The 15,038-nt window shown below is 55.3% G+C and carries 10 protein-coding genes; 9 read left to right on the forward strand and 1 reads right to left on the reverse strand.

Translation table 11 applies throughout. The features are described from left to right. Window positions 1–141 precede the first annotated feature (141 nt). The 7 genes from F5984_RS22645 to F5984_RS22675 all read left to right on the forward strand — a co-directional run bounded on the left by F5984_RS22645 (window position 142) and on the right by F5984_RS22675 (window position 12,864). Window positions 142–3,309: a SusC/RagA family TonB-linked outer membrane protein gene (locus tag F5984_RS22645; RefSeq protein ID WP_394367447.1), complete on the forward strand. Its 3,168-nt coding sequence runs from the start codon at window positions 142–144 to the stop codon at window positions 3,307–3,309. Window positions 3,310–3,336: 27 nt separating this feature from the next. After that, window positions 3,337–4,899: a RagB/SusD family nutrient uptake outer membrane protein gene (locus F5984_RS22650; protein WP_152126502.1), complete on the forward strand. Its 1,563-nt coding sequence runs from the start codon at window positions 3,337–3,339 to the stop codon at window positions 4,897–4,899. Between the two features lie 183 nt (window positions 4,900–5,082). Continuing rightward, entirely contained in the window at window positions 5,083–7,479 is a 2,397-nt protein-coding gene (locus F5984_RS22655; protein ID WP_152126503.1) for an outer membrane beta-barrel family protein, read from the forward strand. 75 nt (window positions 7,480–7,554) lie between these two features. Further along, window positions 7,555–7,779: a hypothetical protein gene (locus F5984_RS22660; protein WP_152126504.1), complete on the forward strand. Its 225-nt coding sequence runs from the start codon at window positions 7,555–7,557 to the stop codon at window positions 7,777–7,779. Continuing rightward, complete coding sequence (locus F5984_RS22665; RefSeq protein ID WP_152126505.1) at window positions 7,773–8,162, forward strand: type II toxin-antitoxin system VapC family toxin; 390 nt, start codon at window positions 7,773–7,775, stop codon at window positions 8,160–8,162. The genes F5984_RS22660 and F5984_RS22665 overlap by 7 nt, the downstream gene beginning before the upstream one ends. Window positions 8,163–8,247: 85 nt before the next feature. Next, complete coding sequence (locus F5984_RS22670) at window positions 8,248–8,730, forward strand: Uma2 family endonuclease (RefSeq protein ID WP_152126506.1); 483 nt, start codon at window positions 8,248–8,250, stop codon at window positions 8,728–8,730. 396 nt (window positions 8,731–9,126) lie between these two features. Next, window positions 9,127–12,864, forward strand: a complete 3,738-nt coding sequence (locus F5984_RS22675) for a beta strand repeat-containing protein (protein WP_152126507.1) — start codon at window positions 9,127–9,129, stop codon at window positions 12,862–12,864. A 113-nt stretch (window positions 12,865–12,977) separates the two neighbouring features. On the opposite strand, the gene F5984_RS22680 is transcribed toward F5984_RS22675, so the two are convergent. Beyond that, entirely contained in the window at window positions 12,978–13,385 is a 408-nt protein-coding gene (locus F5984_RS22680; protein ID WP_152126508.1) for a DoxX family protein, read from the reverse strand. Between the two features lie 201 nt (window positions 13,386–13,586). Here F5984_RS22680 and F5984_RS22685 point away from each other — a divergent pair, with 201 nt between their 5' ends. Beyond that, a complete protein-coding gene (locus F5984_RS22685; RefSeq protein WP_152126509.1) occupies window positions 13,587–14,102 on the forward strand; it encodes an RNA polymerase sigma factor in 516 nt (171 codons plus the stop codon). Further along, window positions 14,099–14,737 carry a hypothetical protein gene (locus tag F5984_RS22690; protein ID WP_152126510.1) on the forward strand — a complete coding sequence of 213 codons (639 nt, stop codon included), beginning with the start codon at window positions 14,099–14,101 and terminating at the stop codon, window positions 14,735–14,737. Before F5984_RS22685 ends, F5984_RS22690 begins: the two co-directional genes overlap by 4 nt. The last annotated feature ends 301 nt before the right edge of the window (window positions 14,738–15,038 follow it).

Consider the following 15,038-nt stretch of genomic DNA (forward strand, 5'->3'; position numbering starts at 1 on the left):
TTTTGATGACGGTATTTGTCCACTTTTAACTTTAATTTTTCCTAACGACTCTTAGCAGAGTCAGAAAAATGTATGAGTAAATCTATACCAACCTTAATTGGGCCACGCAGATGGATGGGGGTTGCCGCACTACAGGTGTTCATGGCAATCTCGTGCACCAGTCTGACGTATGGCGCGGTCGCTAAGGATCGCCTGGCGATTGAAGAGCACATCGCAACGGATACGAAGGCCGTTGAGCGGGTCATTACCGGCCGGGTGGTAGATGATGCCAACTCTGCCCTGCCCGGCGTAAGTGTGGTGATGAAAGGCACTACACGCGGGACTGTGACTGATGCCGATGGCCGGTTCCGGCTGGAGGTACCCGATGCGGGCGCAACGCTGGTGTTCTCGTTTGTGGGTTACACTGCCCAAGAGGTAGCGGTCACGAACCAGACTACCATTAACCTGACGCTGCAAGCCGACAACAAGCAACTGAACGAAGTCGTGGTAATCGGTTACGGTACTGTCCGTAAATCCGATTTGACGGGTTCGGTAGCGGGTGTGAAAGCCGATCAGATCATGGAGCGTCCGGCACCATCGCTCAACCAGGCACTGTCGGGTCGTATGCCGGGTGTACAGGTTAACACGAACTCGGGTCGTCCGGGTGGTCGTACTACGGTGCGTATCCGTGGTTTCAGCTCGATCAACTCGTCGAACAACCCGCTGTACGTAGTCGACGGGGTACTGTTGCCACAAGGTAACCAGAACCAGTTCAGCTCGGCTATCGACTACATCAACCCGAACGACATCGTGTCGATCGAGGTACTGAAAGATGCTTCGTCGACGGCTATTTACGGAGCACGGGGTGCCAACGGGGTTATCCTCGTAACCACTAAGAAAGGAAAAGCGGGCGAAGGTACCGTAACGTACAACGCCGATTTCAGCGTGAACACTATCGGACCCAACCGTCCGCAGGTGCTCAACGCCCGTGAGTATCTGGCTACGGAAGAACTGGCGTACAAAAACATCGCCAAGTATGACCCCAAAGGCTGGGCGGCTGGTCAGTACACGTACCTCGACCCCATTGCCCGTCGGAAAGCATACAGTGCCAACTTCCCCGGTGTGTTCGACGAAAATCTGAACCCGCTGTACGATACCGACTGGTTTAAGGAGACTACGCAGAACAAACTGTCGCAAAACCATCAGTTGGGCTTCAGCGGTGGTAGCGAGCGCACGCAGTACTCGCTCTCGCTGGGTTACCGCGACGATCAGGGCCTCATCAAAACGTCGTACATGAAGCGCTACTCAGGCCGCTTTACCATCGACGATCAGGTGAAGAAATGGCTCAAGATTGGTGGTACGCTGAGCTACAACAACCAGTCAGAGAACCTGGTCGACATCAATGACGCCGTAGCGCGGCAGATTGTGGAAGACTTCCCGTTCCTGCCGGTACGCTATGCCAACGGTCAGTTTGCCAACAACCGGGATTACCCCAGCGCCGAAGGTACCATGAGCTCGGTACACCGTCTGATGGGTCGTAAGTACATCCTGAACACCCAAACGGTACTTGGTAGCCTGTACGCCAACCTCAACCTGGCGAAAGGTCTGGAGTTCAAAACCATTTTGGGTACCAACATCGTAACGCAGGAGAACAACGAATCGCAGACTCGTACGCTCAACATCGGTGGTAACGGTAACGCCCGGACGTACAACCAGAGAGAAACCTTCTGGTCATTGGAAAACCTGTTGACGTACAACCGTCAAATCGGTACCGATCACTCAATCCAAGGTCTGTTGGGGGTTTCATGGCAGGAGAATGACTTCTTCTCAATGAACGCTCAGGTAAACAACTTTGCTACCGACTACTTCGGTTTCAATAACCTGGGTGCTGGTGCTACCAACCCACAGGTTGGTTCAAACGCATCGCGGTTTGCCTTCAACTCATACTTTGGCCGGGTTAACTACGGTTACAAAGAGAAGTACCTGTTGACCCTTACGGGCCGGGCCGACGGATCGTCGCGATTCGGTGATAACCACAAGTTTGCCTTCTTCCCATCGGCGGCTGTGGCATGGCGGGTATCTGAAGAGGATTTCCTCAAAGGCAACCCGATTGTATCGAACCTGAAGCTGCGCGCCAGCTATGGTCAGACGGGTAACTCCGAAATTCCGACCTACCAGTCGCTTGCAACACTCAGCTCTACTTACGCAGCCGTTTACAACGATACGCGGGTGAGCGGAACGGGTATCAACCGTCTGGCCAACCCCGACCTGCGTTGGGAAAAAACGGCTCAGTCGGACGTAGGTCTGGAAGTGAGCCTGTTCAACGGTCGTGTTAACCTGGAGGCTGACTACTACTATCGTTTGACGACCGACATGCTCCTCGATGCCCCCGTACCGCAGTCGAGTGGTTACGCTACGATCCGCCGGAACGTAGGTTCGATGGAGAACAAAGGGTTTGAATTTGGTTTGAATACGGTGAACGTAAGCCGGGGTGGTTTCTCGTGGAATACCTCGTTCAACCTGTCGCTCAACCGCAACAAGGTACTGACGCTGGCTACGCCTGCCGACATCTTCAACGTAGGTGGCCCGAACTTCACCAACCCAACCAACATTATCCGGGTAGGTGCGCCAGTTGGTTCATTCTGGGGTCTGACTCGCCTGGGTATTTGGAGCGAAGCGGAGCGTGAAGAAGCTGCTAAGTTTACGAGCTACCGGAACAACCTGACCATTCTGCCGGGTGACATCAAGTACCTCGACGTGAACGGCGACAAGGTAATCAACGACGCTGACCGGAGCATTATCGGTAATGGTAGCCCGAAAGGCTGGGGCGCTCTGACGAACCAGTTCAAGTTTGGCAACTTCGACGCTACGCTCGAATTGCAGTTCATGTACGGCAACGACGTAATGATGATGAACCTGCACGCCAGCGAAGACCGTCAGGCACTGGCTAACAGCTACAAGTCGGTACTGAACGCCTGGACACCACAGAACCAGAACACGCCGATTGCCGAGGTTCGGGAAACGCGTGCCGGCTACGTAACCAACGTAGACAGCCACTGGATCAAAGACGGATCGTTCCTGCGGGGCCGTAACCTGTTGTTCGGTTACACGCTGCCTTCACAAGTGGCAAGCCGCATGAAAGTAAGCCGCCTGCGCTTCTACACCACGGTTCAGAACTTCTTCCTGCTGGTTGATGATCCAATCGTGGGTGATCCTGAAGTGACGCCGACTAACCAGGGTGGTGGTAACAGTGCCTTCTCACAAGGTATGATCTGGCACAACTATCCGAAGCCAACAACTTACATGCTGGGTCTGCAGCTTACTTTGTAAACCCTATTCCAAACTTTTGAAGCTACCATGCGATATTCCATTGCAAAATCCATAACCAAAGCATTGCTCTGCGGAACCGTTCTGCTTGGCCCTGTTGGTTGTTCTGATTTCCTCGACGAACAACCGCCATCGAACCTCCAGCCTGACAATTTCTTTACCATTCCTGATCATGCTGAAGCGGGCTTGGCGGCTGTTTACGCCGATACGCGCTTCTTCGGAGGTGGTGCGGGTATTTTCTCGTCGAACTGGCAGTTGCTGGAGGCCATGACAGGTACCTCAACCACCGAAACGGCGCAGAACTCGGACCTGAACAACCTCTACAGCCTCTCGCACGATGGTAATACGGCACACGTCGTTAACTATTGGAACGGTCTGTATCGGGTAATTGCCAACGCCAACCTCGTGCTCGATCGTGTACCGGCTATCACGCCGATGCCCGACGCCCAAAAGGCCAAAATTCTGGGCGAAGCTCGCTTCCTGCGGGCATGGGCGTACTTTACGGCTGTACGGTTGTGGGGCGATATTCCGCTCATTACGAAGCCCCAAACGGCTACTTCGGAAGACTTCCTGCCTGCTCGTGCTCCGCAGGAAAACGTTTACAACCTGATTGTAGAAGACCTGAAAGCGGCTGAAGCGGCTGGTTTGCCCTGGATGGACGCAAGCGGCCGGGTAAACCTGGCGGCTGTGAAAACCCAGCTGGCTAAAGTGTACCTGACGATGGCGGGCTTCCCGCTGGCGAAAGGAGCTACGCACTACAAGCTGGCTGCCGACAAGGCCCTGGAGGTAATCACGTACGCCAATGCGAACCCCGGTACGATCAACTTGTTCCCGACGTTTGAAGATGTACACCGCGAAAGCCTGAAAAACCGGACGGAGCACCTGTTCCAGCTTCAGTACAACGCCGTGGTAGCAGGTAACCCGATGGATAACTTCTACGGAAACTTTAAGCCGATCAACTTCAACGGCCCAACGGGTACCGGTAGCTCTATTCCGACGCTGTCGTTCTACAACTCGTATGAGACAGGCGACCTCCGCACGAAGGATCAGGAAGGATACTTCTACACGACGTACTTCACCAACGGAACCGGTGCCCGGTTTGAGTTGGGCCGTCCGTACGTGTTCAAGCACTTCAACCGGACTTCGAACGGTACGCAGGGTGTAGCTGGTACGCGGAACAACAACCTGAACGTGCCACAGATCCGGTTTGCCGAAACACTGCTGATTTTTGCTGAAGCGCAAAACGAAGTAGGTGGCCCAACGGCGGCTACGGTTGAAGCTCTGAAGCGTATCCGCGACCGGGCTAAGCTGAACACCCCCGCACTGGGTACGTTCACGCAGAACAGCTTCCGCGAGGCCGTATGGCGCGAGCGCTGGTATGAGTTCTGCTACGAGCAGATTACCTGGTTCGATATGGTTCGTTTGCGGAAAGTGTTCAACGAGACTACCAAAGGGTTTGACAACTTTGTGGGTCACGTGAACCTGAGCACTAACAAGGCTCTGGAGCAGAAGCACCTGTTGCTGCCCCTGCCCCGTCCTGAAATGCTTAACAACCCGAACCTGAAAACGCAGAACCCGGGTTATCCGAACTAAGGCTATTTCGGACAATACAAACACGAATCGGGGCGGCAGACCATATGGTTTGCCGCCCCGTTGTGCATTCTGGGAGGTTGATAGTACTCAAAATACACAACGGGATTCGTTAAACCTACCTCCTCCTGCCCCTAAAATCCACCCGTTTACAGTAAAGCAACCCGGTCGGTCTCTTCTACAGGTATGAAGAATTTATACCTTTTGTTGTTGGTTGGTTGCTTAGGTTCATCCGTTTTTGCCCAAACGCCCGTATCCGTTCGCGGCACCCTCGTCGACGAGCAGAATGCCCCCGTGCCCTTTACTACGGTGGCGCTGCACCGGAGCGCCGACTCGACGCTGGTAGCCGGCGCTACCGCCAACGAAGCTGGTACCTTTGCTATTCCGGCCTCAACCGGGCAGTATTACCTCAAAATATCTTCAGTAGCGTACCTGAGCAAGGTAATATCGCCCGTGCGGGTGACCAATGCCGACGTACAAATAGGTACCGTTGTGCTCAAAACGTCGGCGCAGCGGTTGGCCGAGGTGGTGGTGCAGGGCGAAAAGAGCCAAATGGAACTGGCCTTAGACAAAAAGATTTTCAATGTTGGGAAAGACCTCGCCAATGCGGGCGGTACGGCCATCGACGTGATGCGTAATATCCCATCGGTAGCGGTCGATGTGGAGGGTAATATCAGCCTGCGCGGCAGTGGTAGCGTCCGAATCCTGATCGACGGAAAGCCGTCGGGATTGGTGAGTTTCAAAGGGGGCGCGGGCCTGCAACAGTTGCAGGGAAGTCAGATTGAGCGCGTCGAAGTAATTACCAACCCATCGGCCCGGTACGAAGCCGAAGGTATGGGTGGGGTAATCAACATTGTGCTTAAAAAAGAACGGCAGGAGGGTTTCAACAGCTCGGTCGACCTGATTACGGGGTATCCGGCCAATTTGGGGGTGGCTACCAACCTCAACTACCGCAAGAAAAACCTCAACTTCTTTGTCAATTATACGATAGCGTACCGTCGGCGGCCGGGTCGCAACTCACTGTATCAGGAAGTGTACCGCAACGATTCGACCCTGATTAGCCAGCAAAACGGTGATTTTCGGCAGCGGGTCATGAACAACAATATTCAGGCCGGTATCGATTACTTTTTCAACGAGCGCAATATCCTGACGGGCTCGTACACGTACCGGGGTAGCAAAGGCAAGCGTTATGCCGACATTTATTACCGTGATTTCGTGAACTCGACGGCCAACCCCCTCGGTGTGACCTACCGCACACAGGACGAAACCGAAACCGAGCCAAACTCAGAATACGCCATCACGTACAAACGCTCGTTTCTGCGGAAAGGCCACGAACTGTCGGCCGATATTCGGCTGCTCGACAACTGGGAAAGCTCCGATCAGTTGTTTACCCAGCAGTTGTTTAAGCCCGACGGCCGTACGCCCGCTATTCCGCTCAACCGTCAACGCTCCGTCAATGATGAAGGCGAAAAGCAGTTGCTGTTGCAAATTGACTACGTACACCCGTTTGCCAAGCAGGGCAAGTTTGAGGCCGGGGTGCGGAGCAGCGACCGCGACATGACCAATGACTATTCGGTGACGCAACAGAACAACGCAGGCGTGTACGTGCCGCTGCCGGGTCTGACCAACAACTTTGTGTACGAAGAGAAAATCAACGCGTTGTACGGTATTGTGGGTAATAAAAACGGGCGGCTCTCGTATCAGGCCGGTGTGCGTGCTGAATGGACCGACGTGAAAACGACCCTCAAACAAACCAACGAGGTGAACCCGCGGGCGTATGCCAACCTGTTTCCGAGTGTCCACATGACCTACGATTTACCCCGGCAGCATGCCCTGCAAATCAGCTACAGCCGTCGGGTGCGTCGGCCCACGTACAACGACCTGAGCCCGTTCATGACCTTCAGCGATGCCCGTAACTTCTTCAGCGGCAACCCCGACCTGAACCCTGAGTTTACGGATGCTTACGAGCTGGGCCATATCAAATACTTCGAAAAAGGCTCCATTAGCTCGTCGGCGTACTACCGCTACACAACCGGCAAAATTCTACGGATTCGGCGGGTCGATGCGCAGGGTATGGCAACTACCCGGCCCGAAAACCTCGCGACCGAAAACGCCTACGGCATTGAGTTTGCCGGGTCGTACGCGTTGGCAAAGTGGTGGAAACTTGATGGTAACTTCAACTTTTTCCGGGCCATGACCGACGGGGCCAACCTCGATTCCGATTTCCAGAGCGATACCTACGCCTGGTTTACCCGGCTTAGCTCGCGGTTTACGGTGGTGAAAGGTACCGACCTGCAACTGCGGGGCAATTACGATGCCCCACAGCAACTACCGCAGGGGCGCCAGAAAGCCTTAGCCGCGCTCGATTTGGCCGTTAGCCGTGAGATTTTCAACAAAAACGGCACCATGACACTTAACGTAATCGACGTGTTCAACTCGCGCAAGTACCGGTCAATCACGGAGGGGGCCAACTTTTACACGTCGAGCATTGGACAGGGGCGGCTCCGGCAAATTAACCTGACAATCAGCTACCGATTCCGGCAGGCCACCAAGAAAAAAGGTGGGTTTGAGTTGGAGCAGTAAAGGCGTTACGACAGGAATGTTGTACCCGCCGATTTTGTTTATCTTGCAGTATTAAGCACAAAATGGGGGAAACGTATGCAAGCAATTAGCGAAATCATAGAATTAGATGGCCCTACGCTGCATTATACCCTCCCAGATGGTTTTGAAGCGCGTCGAGTTCAGCTTATTATCTTACCAGCCGATGAGCCTGAGCGTCCGGCTGCAAGGCCCAACCGTATTCGGTCGTTACGGGGCAGCATCAACGGTGTAGCCGCCGATAGTCTGGAAGCGCATCTGAAAGCAATTCGCAACGAATGGTAAGGCGCTACCTGATCGATAGTTCGGCGGTTAGTAAATACCTTGAAGGGCGGTTTCCCGAAGATGGGTTAGCTTTCATGGATTCAGTGTTTGAAACGGAAAGTAATATCTCGGTTATTACCAAAATTGAGTTGCTAACCTGGAACCCTGCTGACGCTAATCTTGAGGAAAAAGTAGCTGTCTTTGTAGAGGATTCGATAGTTTATAACTTGTCTGAACGGATTGTGGTAGAGACGATACGGCTTCGGCGAAAGCATCGACTGAAAACACCGGATGCTATTATTGCTGCTACTGCCCTTGCTTATGGATTTGTTGTAGTGACTGATAATGAGCGTGATTTCGATAATATCAAATCGCTAAAATGGCTCAACCCCAGTCGGATGTAAGTGCCGATTCCGGCAGGCCACCAAGAAAAAAGGCGGGTTTGAACTGGAACAGTAGTTTGTTATATTTGAGAAAATCTCTGCGCTTATGGAAGCTACACTCGAACAGCTATCGGAATACGAACTCGAACGAGGAAAGCCCGTGCCTACACTCAATCATGCTTATGTGCAGAAAAATCTGCTGGTTAGTTTAGATTATCGTTACCGAAAAACGCACACAGTTTTATCGGAACTTAATCTAACCATGCCCGAGCGCCCGGATACAGTGCCCGATATTGCCATTTATCCGAAGCTACGCATTGATTTTCTGCACGATGTGACGTCGATGACCGAAATGCCCCTGACGGTTGTTGAGATTGTGTCTCCCTCCCAATCGGACACGGAGATTTTGGCTAAGTTTGAGCGGTACTTCAAGGCAGGCGTAAAAAGTTGCTGGCTAGTGATGCCCAGCTTCCAGGCGATTTCGGTGTACTCGGAGTTTGGTAAATACCGCTTTTTTTCGGGTAACGACACCGTTATTGATGCCACCTCAGGAGTCGAAGTGAAGCTGGAAGAGATTTTTGAGGAGTAGACCGTTAAAAGACATATAAACAAGACCTTAGCCGCCACCGACGCACCCGTCGGTGGCGGCTTTTTTCATAGGGTTTGGGGTCCACACAAACACTTTAATACCCTTTCGATAACATTCATACTTGAAATATTCTTATCCGTAATGACCTTGCCTTCGAAAAGGCTATTTGATTGCTGGGATAAATAGTAATCTCAAGGGTGCCGCACTTCGGTCACTCCCGGCGAGGGGGTGTATGCTTCATTTACAGCGATTTGGGTTGGGACCCCGAACGATGCGCTCGTTCACGGGGTCGATCGTCTGTCTCTACGTAACGCAGCTACGGGCTGTGTTCTCGGCTTGCCGATTGGTTTCTCACTTAATCCACAAACGGTATTCCAACTTTTTTACTCAACTAGTATGCTCAGGTTATTCCGATTACCAACCGCGCGGCTGTGGCTGTGTGCATGGGCGTTGTATGTGTTGGCCCAGTTAGGACACACAGTTGCCGCTCAAACGGGGCTTACCCTAACACAACCCACGTACAATTGCGCCACAGGGGCAATTACCTTCAACACAACAGGGGGTAATGGTACACCCATCACGTACTCGGCAGCCGGCATCAGCCGGAGTGACGCAGGCAGCAACAACGGCACCGTAGAAGCAGGGCTCCGGGCCGACCCTAAACCGATTGTCATCACAGCTACGCAGAGCGGCATGTCGACCAGCTACGCCTTTGATCTGGCGTCGTTCTGCGCTACGCCGTCTAACCGTCCGCCCGTGTTCAATGGCAGCCTACCCGTAGGCTCGGGTACCGTGGGGCGCACGCTTTACTACTACATCCCGACCGGGGCTTTTGTCGACCCCGAAGGCGAAACCCTGACCTACTCGGGGACCGGCATGCCCGAGGGTGTGGTTGTAGAACCGACCACCGGCACGGTTTACGGCACAGCTACGTCGCCCGGTTTCAGCCTTATCACCATCATTGCCACCGACCCACGCGGGCAGTCGGCGAGGGCGCAATTTGTGCTGGGCGTTAATCCGGCGGGTAGCACGTTTGCCCTGGCTCAGCCTACGTACAATTGTTCTACGGGGGCCATTACGTTTAATACCACGGGAAGCAATGGCGGGCCTATTACCTATACTGCACCGGGTATTACACGCAATGATCCTGGCTCGGCAACCGGCACGGTAGAACCGGGGCTCCGGGCCGACCCAAAGCCGATTATCATCACGGCTACACAGGGTGGGGCTATTGCTACGTACGTTTTCGATATTGCCTCGTTCTGTGCGGGTGGAGGTCCGGTTACGCCCCCTCCGGCCTTTAGTGGTACATTAGGCTCTACTACGGGTACAGTTGGGCAGTCGTTCAGCTACACCATTCCGAACGGGTCGTTTTCGGCCACGGCGGGTCAGTCGCTGACGTATGCGGCCAGTGGCTTACCGGGCGGCCTAACCATCAACCGAAATACGGGGGCTATCACCGGTACGCCCACGACAGCGGGTAGCAATACGGTTGTGATTACGGCTACCAGCTCGGCCACCAGCACCACAGTTAGTTCGGGCACGAGCACGACGGGTACCAGTGGCACCGGTACTTCGGGCACGGCTACGGTGGGCCAATCGGCTACGGCGAGCCTGGGAATTGTGATTAGTAGCTCGGTAACAAGTGGCACGAGCACAACGGGCACCAGTGGCACTGGTACTTCGGGCGGAACAGCCTTCGCGGGTACGTTAGGCTCGGCAACGGGTACAGTTGGGCAGTCGTTTAGCTACACGATCCCGAATGGGTCGTTCTCGGCTACAGCGGGGCAGTCACTCACGTATGCGGCCAGTGGGCTACCCCCCGGATTGGCCATTAACCGAAACACAGGAGCCATTACCGGTACACCCACGACAGCGGGTAGCAATACGGTGATTATCACAGCCACCAGTTCGGCCACCAGCACCACAGTCAGTTCGGGGACCAGTACCACCGGCACCAGCGGGACGGGTACGAGCGGTACCGCTACGGTAGGCCAATCATTTAGCGGTACGCTGGGGATTCTGATCAATGCATCTGTGACAAGCGGTACGGGTACAAGCGGCACAGGAACCACGGGTACGGCATTTGTCGGCACGTTGGGTTCGGCAACGGGTACGGTGGGGCAATCCTTTAGTTACACCATCCCGAGCGGATCATTCTCGGCCACGGCGGGGCAGTCGCTGACGTATTCGGCCAGTGGGCTACCACCCGGACTGACTATCAATACCGGAACAGGGGCCATTACAGGTACACCCACTACGGCGGGTAGTAATACCGTAATCATCACGGCCATTACCTCCGGTACGAGTACCACGGTCAGTTCGGGGACCAGTACCACCGGCACCAGCGGGACGGGTACAAGCGGCACGGCTACCACGGGTCAATCGTTTAGCGGTACACTGGGTATTCTGATCAACAGCTCGGTTACGAGCGGTACGGGCACCGCACCGGTGTTCAGTGGTACGTTGGCCTCGGCTACTGCAACGGTCGGGCAGGCGTTTACCTATACTTTACCTACAGGAGCCTTTACCTCGCCTACGGGTCAATCGCTGACCTACAACGCATCGGGGGTTCCGTTGGGGTTGAGTGTCAATGCGGCTACCGGAGCCATATCCGGGACGCCAACCCAGGCGGGTAATAGTGCGGTGGTCATTTTCGCGACGAACCCGAGTGGGCAATCGGCGAGTGCGCTGCTGGGTATAACCGTGAATCCGGGCACCAGTACCACCGGTACGAGCGGAACCGCTTTTGTCGGTACGCTGGGTTCAGCCACCGGTACGGTGGGCCAATCGTTCAGCTACACGATCCCGACGGGCTCGTTTACGGCCACCACGGGACAGTCGCTTACCTACGCGGCTACAGGTCTGCCTGCGGGCCTGACCATCAGTCCGGGTACCGGGGCCATTACGGGTACGCCCACAACGGCCGGTAGCAATACGGTTGTGATTACGGCTACCAGCTCGGCCAGCAGTACGAGTGGTACCAGTGGCACCGGCACAAGTGGTACGGCTACCGTGGGTGGGTCGGCAAGTGGTACACTCGGTATTGTGATCAACAGTTCAGTCACGAGTGGCACCAGCACCACGGGTACGAGCGGAACCGGTACGAGTGGTACGGGGATTGTCTTCAACGGGCCGCTGACCTCCGTCACGGGTACGGTTGGGCAGGCCTTCAGCTACACACTACCCACGGGAACGTTTACGGGTGGTCAGTCGGTGAGTTACGCGGCAACGGGTCTTCCGGCGGGGCTAACCATAAACGGGGCCACGGGAGCCATATCCGGTACACCCACAGCGGCTGGTAGTAATACCGTGGTTATCAGGGCGACACCGGGTAGTAGTACAAGTGGTACCAGCGGCACCGGCACGAGTGGCACGGCTACCGTCGGGCAGTCGGCAAGCGGTACGTTGGGTATTACCATCAGTAGTTCGGTAACGAGTGGCACCAGCACCACGGGTACCAGCGGGACCGGCACAAGCGGTACAGCTCCTGTATTTAGCGGGTCGTTGGTGTCGGCTACGGGTGTTGTTGGACGTGCGTTCAGCTATACGTTGCCCACGGGCACGTTCACGGCGGGCGGCAGTCAGACCCTAACATACGCGGCTACCGGACTCCCGGCAGGGCTGAGTATCAATGCCGCTACGGGTACCATATCGGGTACACCCACGGCGGCTGGTAGCAACACGGTGGTCATTGTCGCGTCTACCGGTAGTAGTAGCAGTGGTACGAGCGGCACCGGCACGAGTGGTACGGCTACGTCGGGTACGGCTACAGGGGGCACAAGTACCGTGGGGCAGTCGGCGAGTGGAACCGTTACCATTACCATCAGTGCTTCGTCGGCCTCGGGTCGTTTGGCAACGGTCGACCTCAACCCGATTGGTATCACGGCAGTGGGTGGCAACCCTGTCAGCAACGGGATCGTCGAGGTAGCGGTAACGGGCATTGCGGGCGAACCGGTTCAGGTGCTGCTCACCGACTCGAAAGGCCAGATTATTGGTCAGCAGCGACGCGAACGGGGGCAATCCGAAGAACGATTCCGGTTCGATGTGAGTCGACAGCCGGGTGGTACGCTCCTCTTGCGGGCCGCTACCGAAACCCGGTCGCATACGATTCGTCTGCTCAAGATTGATTAACGGAAGCTTGTCGGTCGCACCCAACGGATGCGGCCGACAACGTTTGCTGCTTACACAGAAAAGCGGCCCATCCTGCGCAGGATGGGCCGCTTTTCTGTACGGGTCGGGCTACGTTAACCCAGCACCGGGCTTGCTGCGCGGGTTTGTTTGGTAGCCTGTACGTTGAGCCGTTTGTGATGATACACATACGACAGCATCCCGACGAGCGGCAGCACAAACATGGGCAGCCAGAGACTGAGGGGCTTACCCACGGCCGCAATGGAGTAAATCGCGCCCAGAATGTCGAACATAAGCCCGGCGTAAGCCCACTCTTTCAAACGCGGGTAGCCCGGAATCAGCAGGGCAATAACCCCGAGTAGCTTGGCCCAGCCCAGAAACGGCACCAGATACGCCGGGTAGCCCAGTTCGGCAAATCCGTTGAGCGAAACGGTATCGGCCATGATGTTTGGAATGGCTGAGCCTGCCATGACGAAGCAGAAAAGGCCCGTAAATACCCAGTACGCAATGGTTGTCTTTTTCATAAGTACGTGTTGTTTGGTCTGTTTTATTGCCTAAAAGTACGGTCTTTGGTCTGCCCGGATGGGGGGTGAACAGGGCATTATGGCGGGGCAATTGTGCCATTTTGAAGCCCCCTGACCGATACCGAAAAAAGAATAAGCCGAGCGTGTAGTTTTCTCGCTTCGCGGGCGACTAATGAAGTAAACCGAACCAAGCCAGAACCCATGACGGCCGCGCAGGAAACCGAATTTTTAGGGCATTATAACCGCAGTCGGCCGTTTTTGTATCGGCTTTGCCGGGTGCATTGCCCCGACCCCGACGACCGTCAGGACTTGTTGGGCGAAATCACGTACCAGCTTTGGAAAGCCTATCCGGGGTTCCGGGCAGAGGCCAGCCTGTCGACCTGGATGTACCGGATTGCCCTCAACACGGCTGTCACCTACGTCCGCAAACGGGGACGCACGCTCCGGCCCGAACCGCTGACAGAACAGGCCCTGGGGCTCGCGGCCCCTCCCGACAGCACGGCCGATGACGAGTTGGTGGGACTGTTGTATCGGGCCATTGATGGGTTGTCGCCCGTCGATAAGGCCATTACGCTGCTGTATCTGGAAGAGCAGTCGTACGAACAGATTGCCGACATCACCGGTCTGACGGTCACGAATGTCAGCGTGCGGCTGGTTCGGGTGCGCAAACGATTGGAAAAACAACTAAACGAGCCAGGGGCTCACCTCTATCGATGACCGACTCTCTCGAAAACTTTCGCAACGCATGGCGGCAAACGGGCGCGCCCTCCGTTCCCCCCGCCGACAAGGCCGAGGTGCAACGCCTGATTCAGGGCCGGATTCGGACCGAGCAACGGTCGGTGGGGAAGTACATTTGGGCGTCGGGCGTGTGGCAGCTGATGATCTACATCACGCTTATTCACCTGACGGTCCGGTTCTGGCACGATCCGGTGCTGCCCCGCCTGTGTTTGGCGGGTGTGTTGCTCTACCTGCCGTTCAGTTACCTGTTTTTTACCAAATTCAAGCAGTACACGGTATCTCGTTCGTACCCGCCCGACCCGTCGGGGCAACCGTTGGCTGCCTATGTCCGTCGTCAGTACCGGATTATCTATTCGTTTTTCCGGTTCAAGCAGTGGTTCGAAGCGGTCGCCGTGCCGCTCACGGGGGGGCTGCTGGTTTTGTTGGCGGTTCGGTTTGGCTGGCTCCCCGACCTGCGCCAGAACCCATGGCCGGGCCTGATTTTGTTCGGGCTTGTGCTGACCTCTTTTTCGGCGGCTATTCTGCACGAAAACAAGTACCGATTCCGGCAACCCCTCAATCAGCTCACCCAAATTCTGACTGACATCGAATCGGCTGGCGGTCCGGGTTTATAGCGTATGGTTTTTTGTGATCGGTAGATAGTACTCTTGTAATTCAGGACGGAGGTTCCCGATTCTTCGGTATATAGGCCAACCACTGCCAGGGTCTTCGACCACTGGCAGGGAGTGAGCAACCCAAACCCTGCCAGTGGTTGAAGACCCTGGCAGTGGTTGAAGACCCTGGCAGTGGTTGAAGACTCTCGTAGTCGTTGAAGCGTACTGTCACCTCCAAACCTCACTTTTTAATTGTGGAGGGACTACTGGCCGTCTTGTTTGCGGAAGCTGGCTCCGTCTGCGTTTCCGCTTCAGTTTCTGC

This window comes from Rudanella paleaurantiibacter (assembly GCF_009184635.1).
Classification (GTDB): Bacteria; Bacteroidota; Bacteroidia; order Cytophagales; family Spirosomataceae; genus Rudanella; species Rudanella paleaurantiibacter.

What these genes read in the sequence shown, in the direction of transcription:
- F5984_RS22685 (WP_152126509.1), top strand. Translation starts at nt 13,587, where the DNA reads ATGACGGCCGCGCAGGAAACCGAATTTTTAGGGCATTATAACCGCAGT.
- F5984_RS22690 (WP_152126510.1), top strand. Translation starts at nt 14,099, where the DNA reads ATGACCGACTCTCTCGAAAACTTTCGCAACGCATGGCGGCAAACGGGC.
- F5984_RS22650 (WP_152126502.1), top strand. Translation starts at nt 3,337, where the DNA reads ATGCGATATTCCATTGCAAAATCCATAACCAAAGCATTGCTCTGCGGA.
- F5984_RS22680 (WP_152126508.1), bottom strand. Translation starts at nt 13,385, where the DNA reads ATGAAAAAGACAACCATTGCGTACTGGGTATTTACGGGCCTTTTCTGC.
- F5984_RS22670 (WP_152126506.1), top strand. Translation starts at nt 8,248, where the DNA reads ATGGAAGCTACACTCGAACAGCTATCGGAATACGAACTCGAACGAGGA.
- F5984_RS22675 (WP_152126507.1), top strand. Translation starts at nt 9,127, where the DNA reads ATGCTCAGGTTATTCCGATTACCAACCGCGCGGCTGTGGCTGTGTGCA.
- F5984_RS22665 (WP_152126505.1), top strand. Translation starts at nt 7,773, where the DNA reads ATGGTAAGGCGCTACCTGATCGATAGTTCGGCGGTTAGTAAATACCTT.
- F5984_RS22645 (WP_394367447.1), top strand. Translation starts at nt 142, where the DNA reads ATGGCAATCTCGTGCACCAGTCTGACGTATGGCGCGGTCGCTAAGGAT.
- F5984_RS22655 (WP_152126503.1), top strand. Translation starts at nt 5,083, where the DNA reads ATGAAGAATTTATACCTTTTGTTGTTGGTTGGTTGCTTAGGTTCATCC.
- F5984_RS22660 (WP_152126504.1), top strand. Translation starts at nt 7,555, where the DNA reads ATGCAAGCAATTAGCGAAATCATAGAATTAGATGGCCCTACGCTGCAT.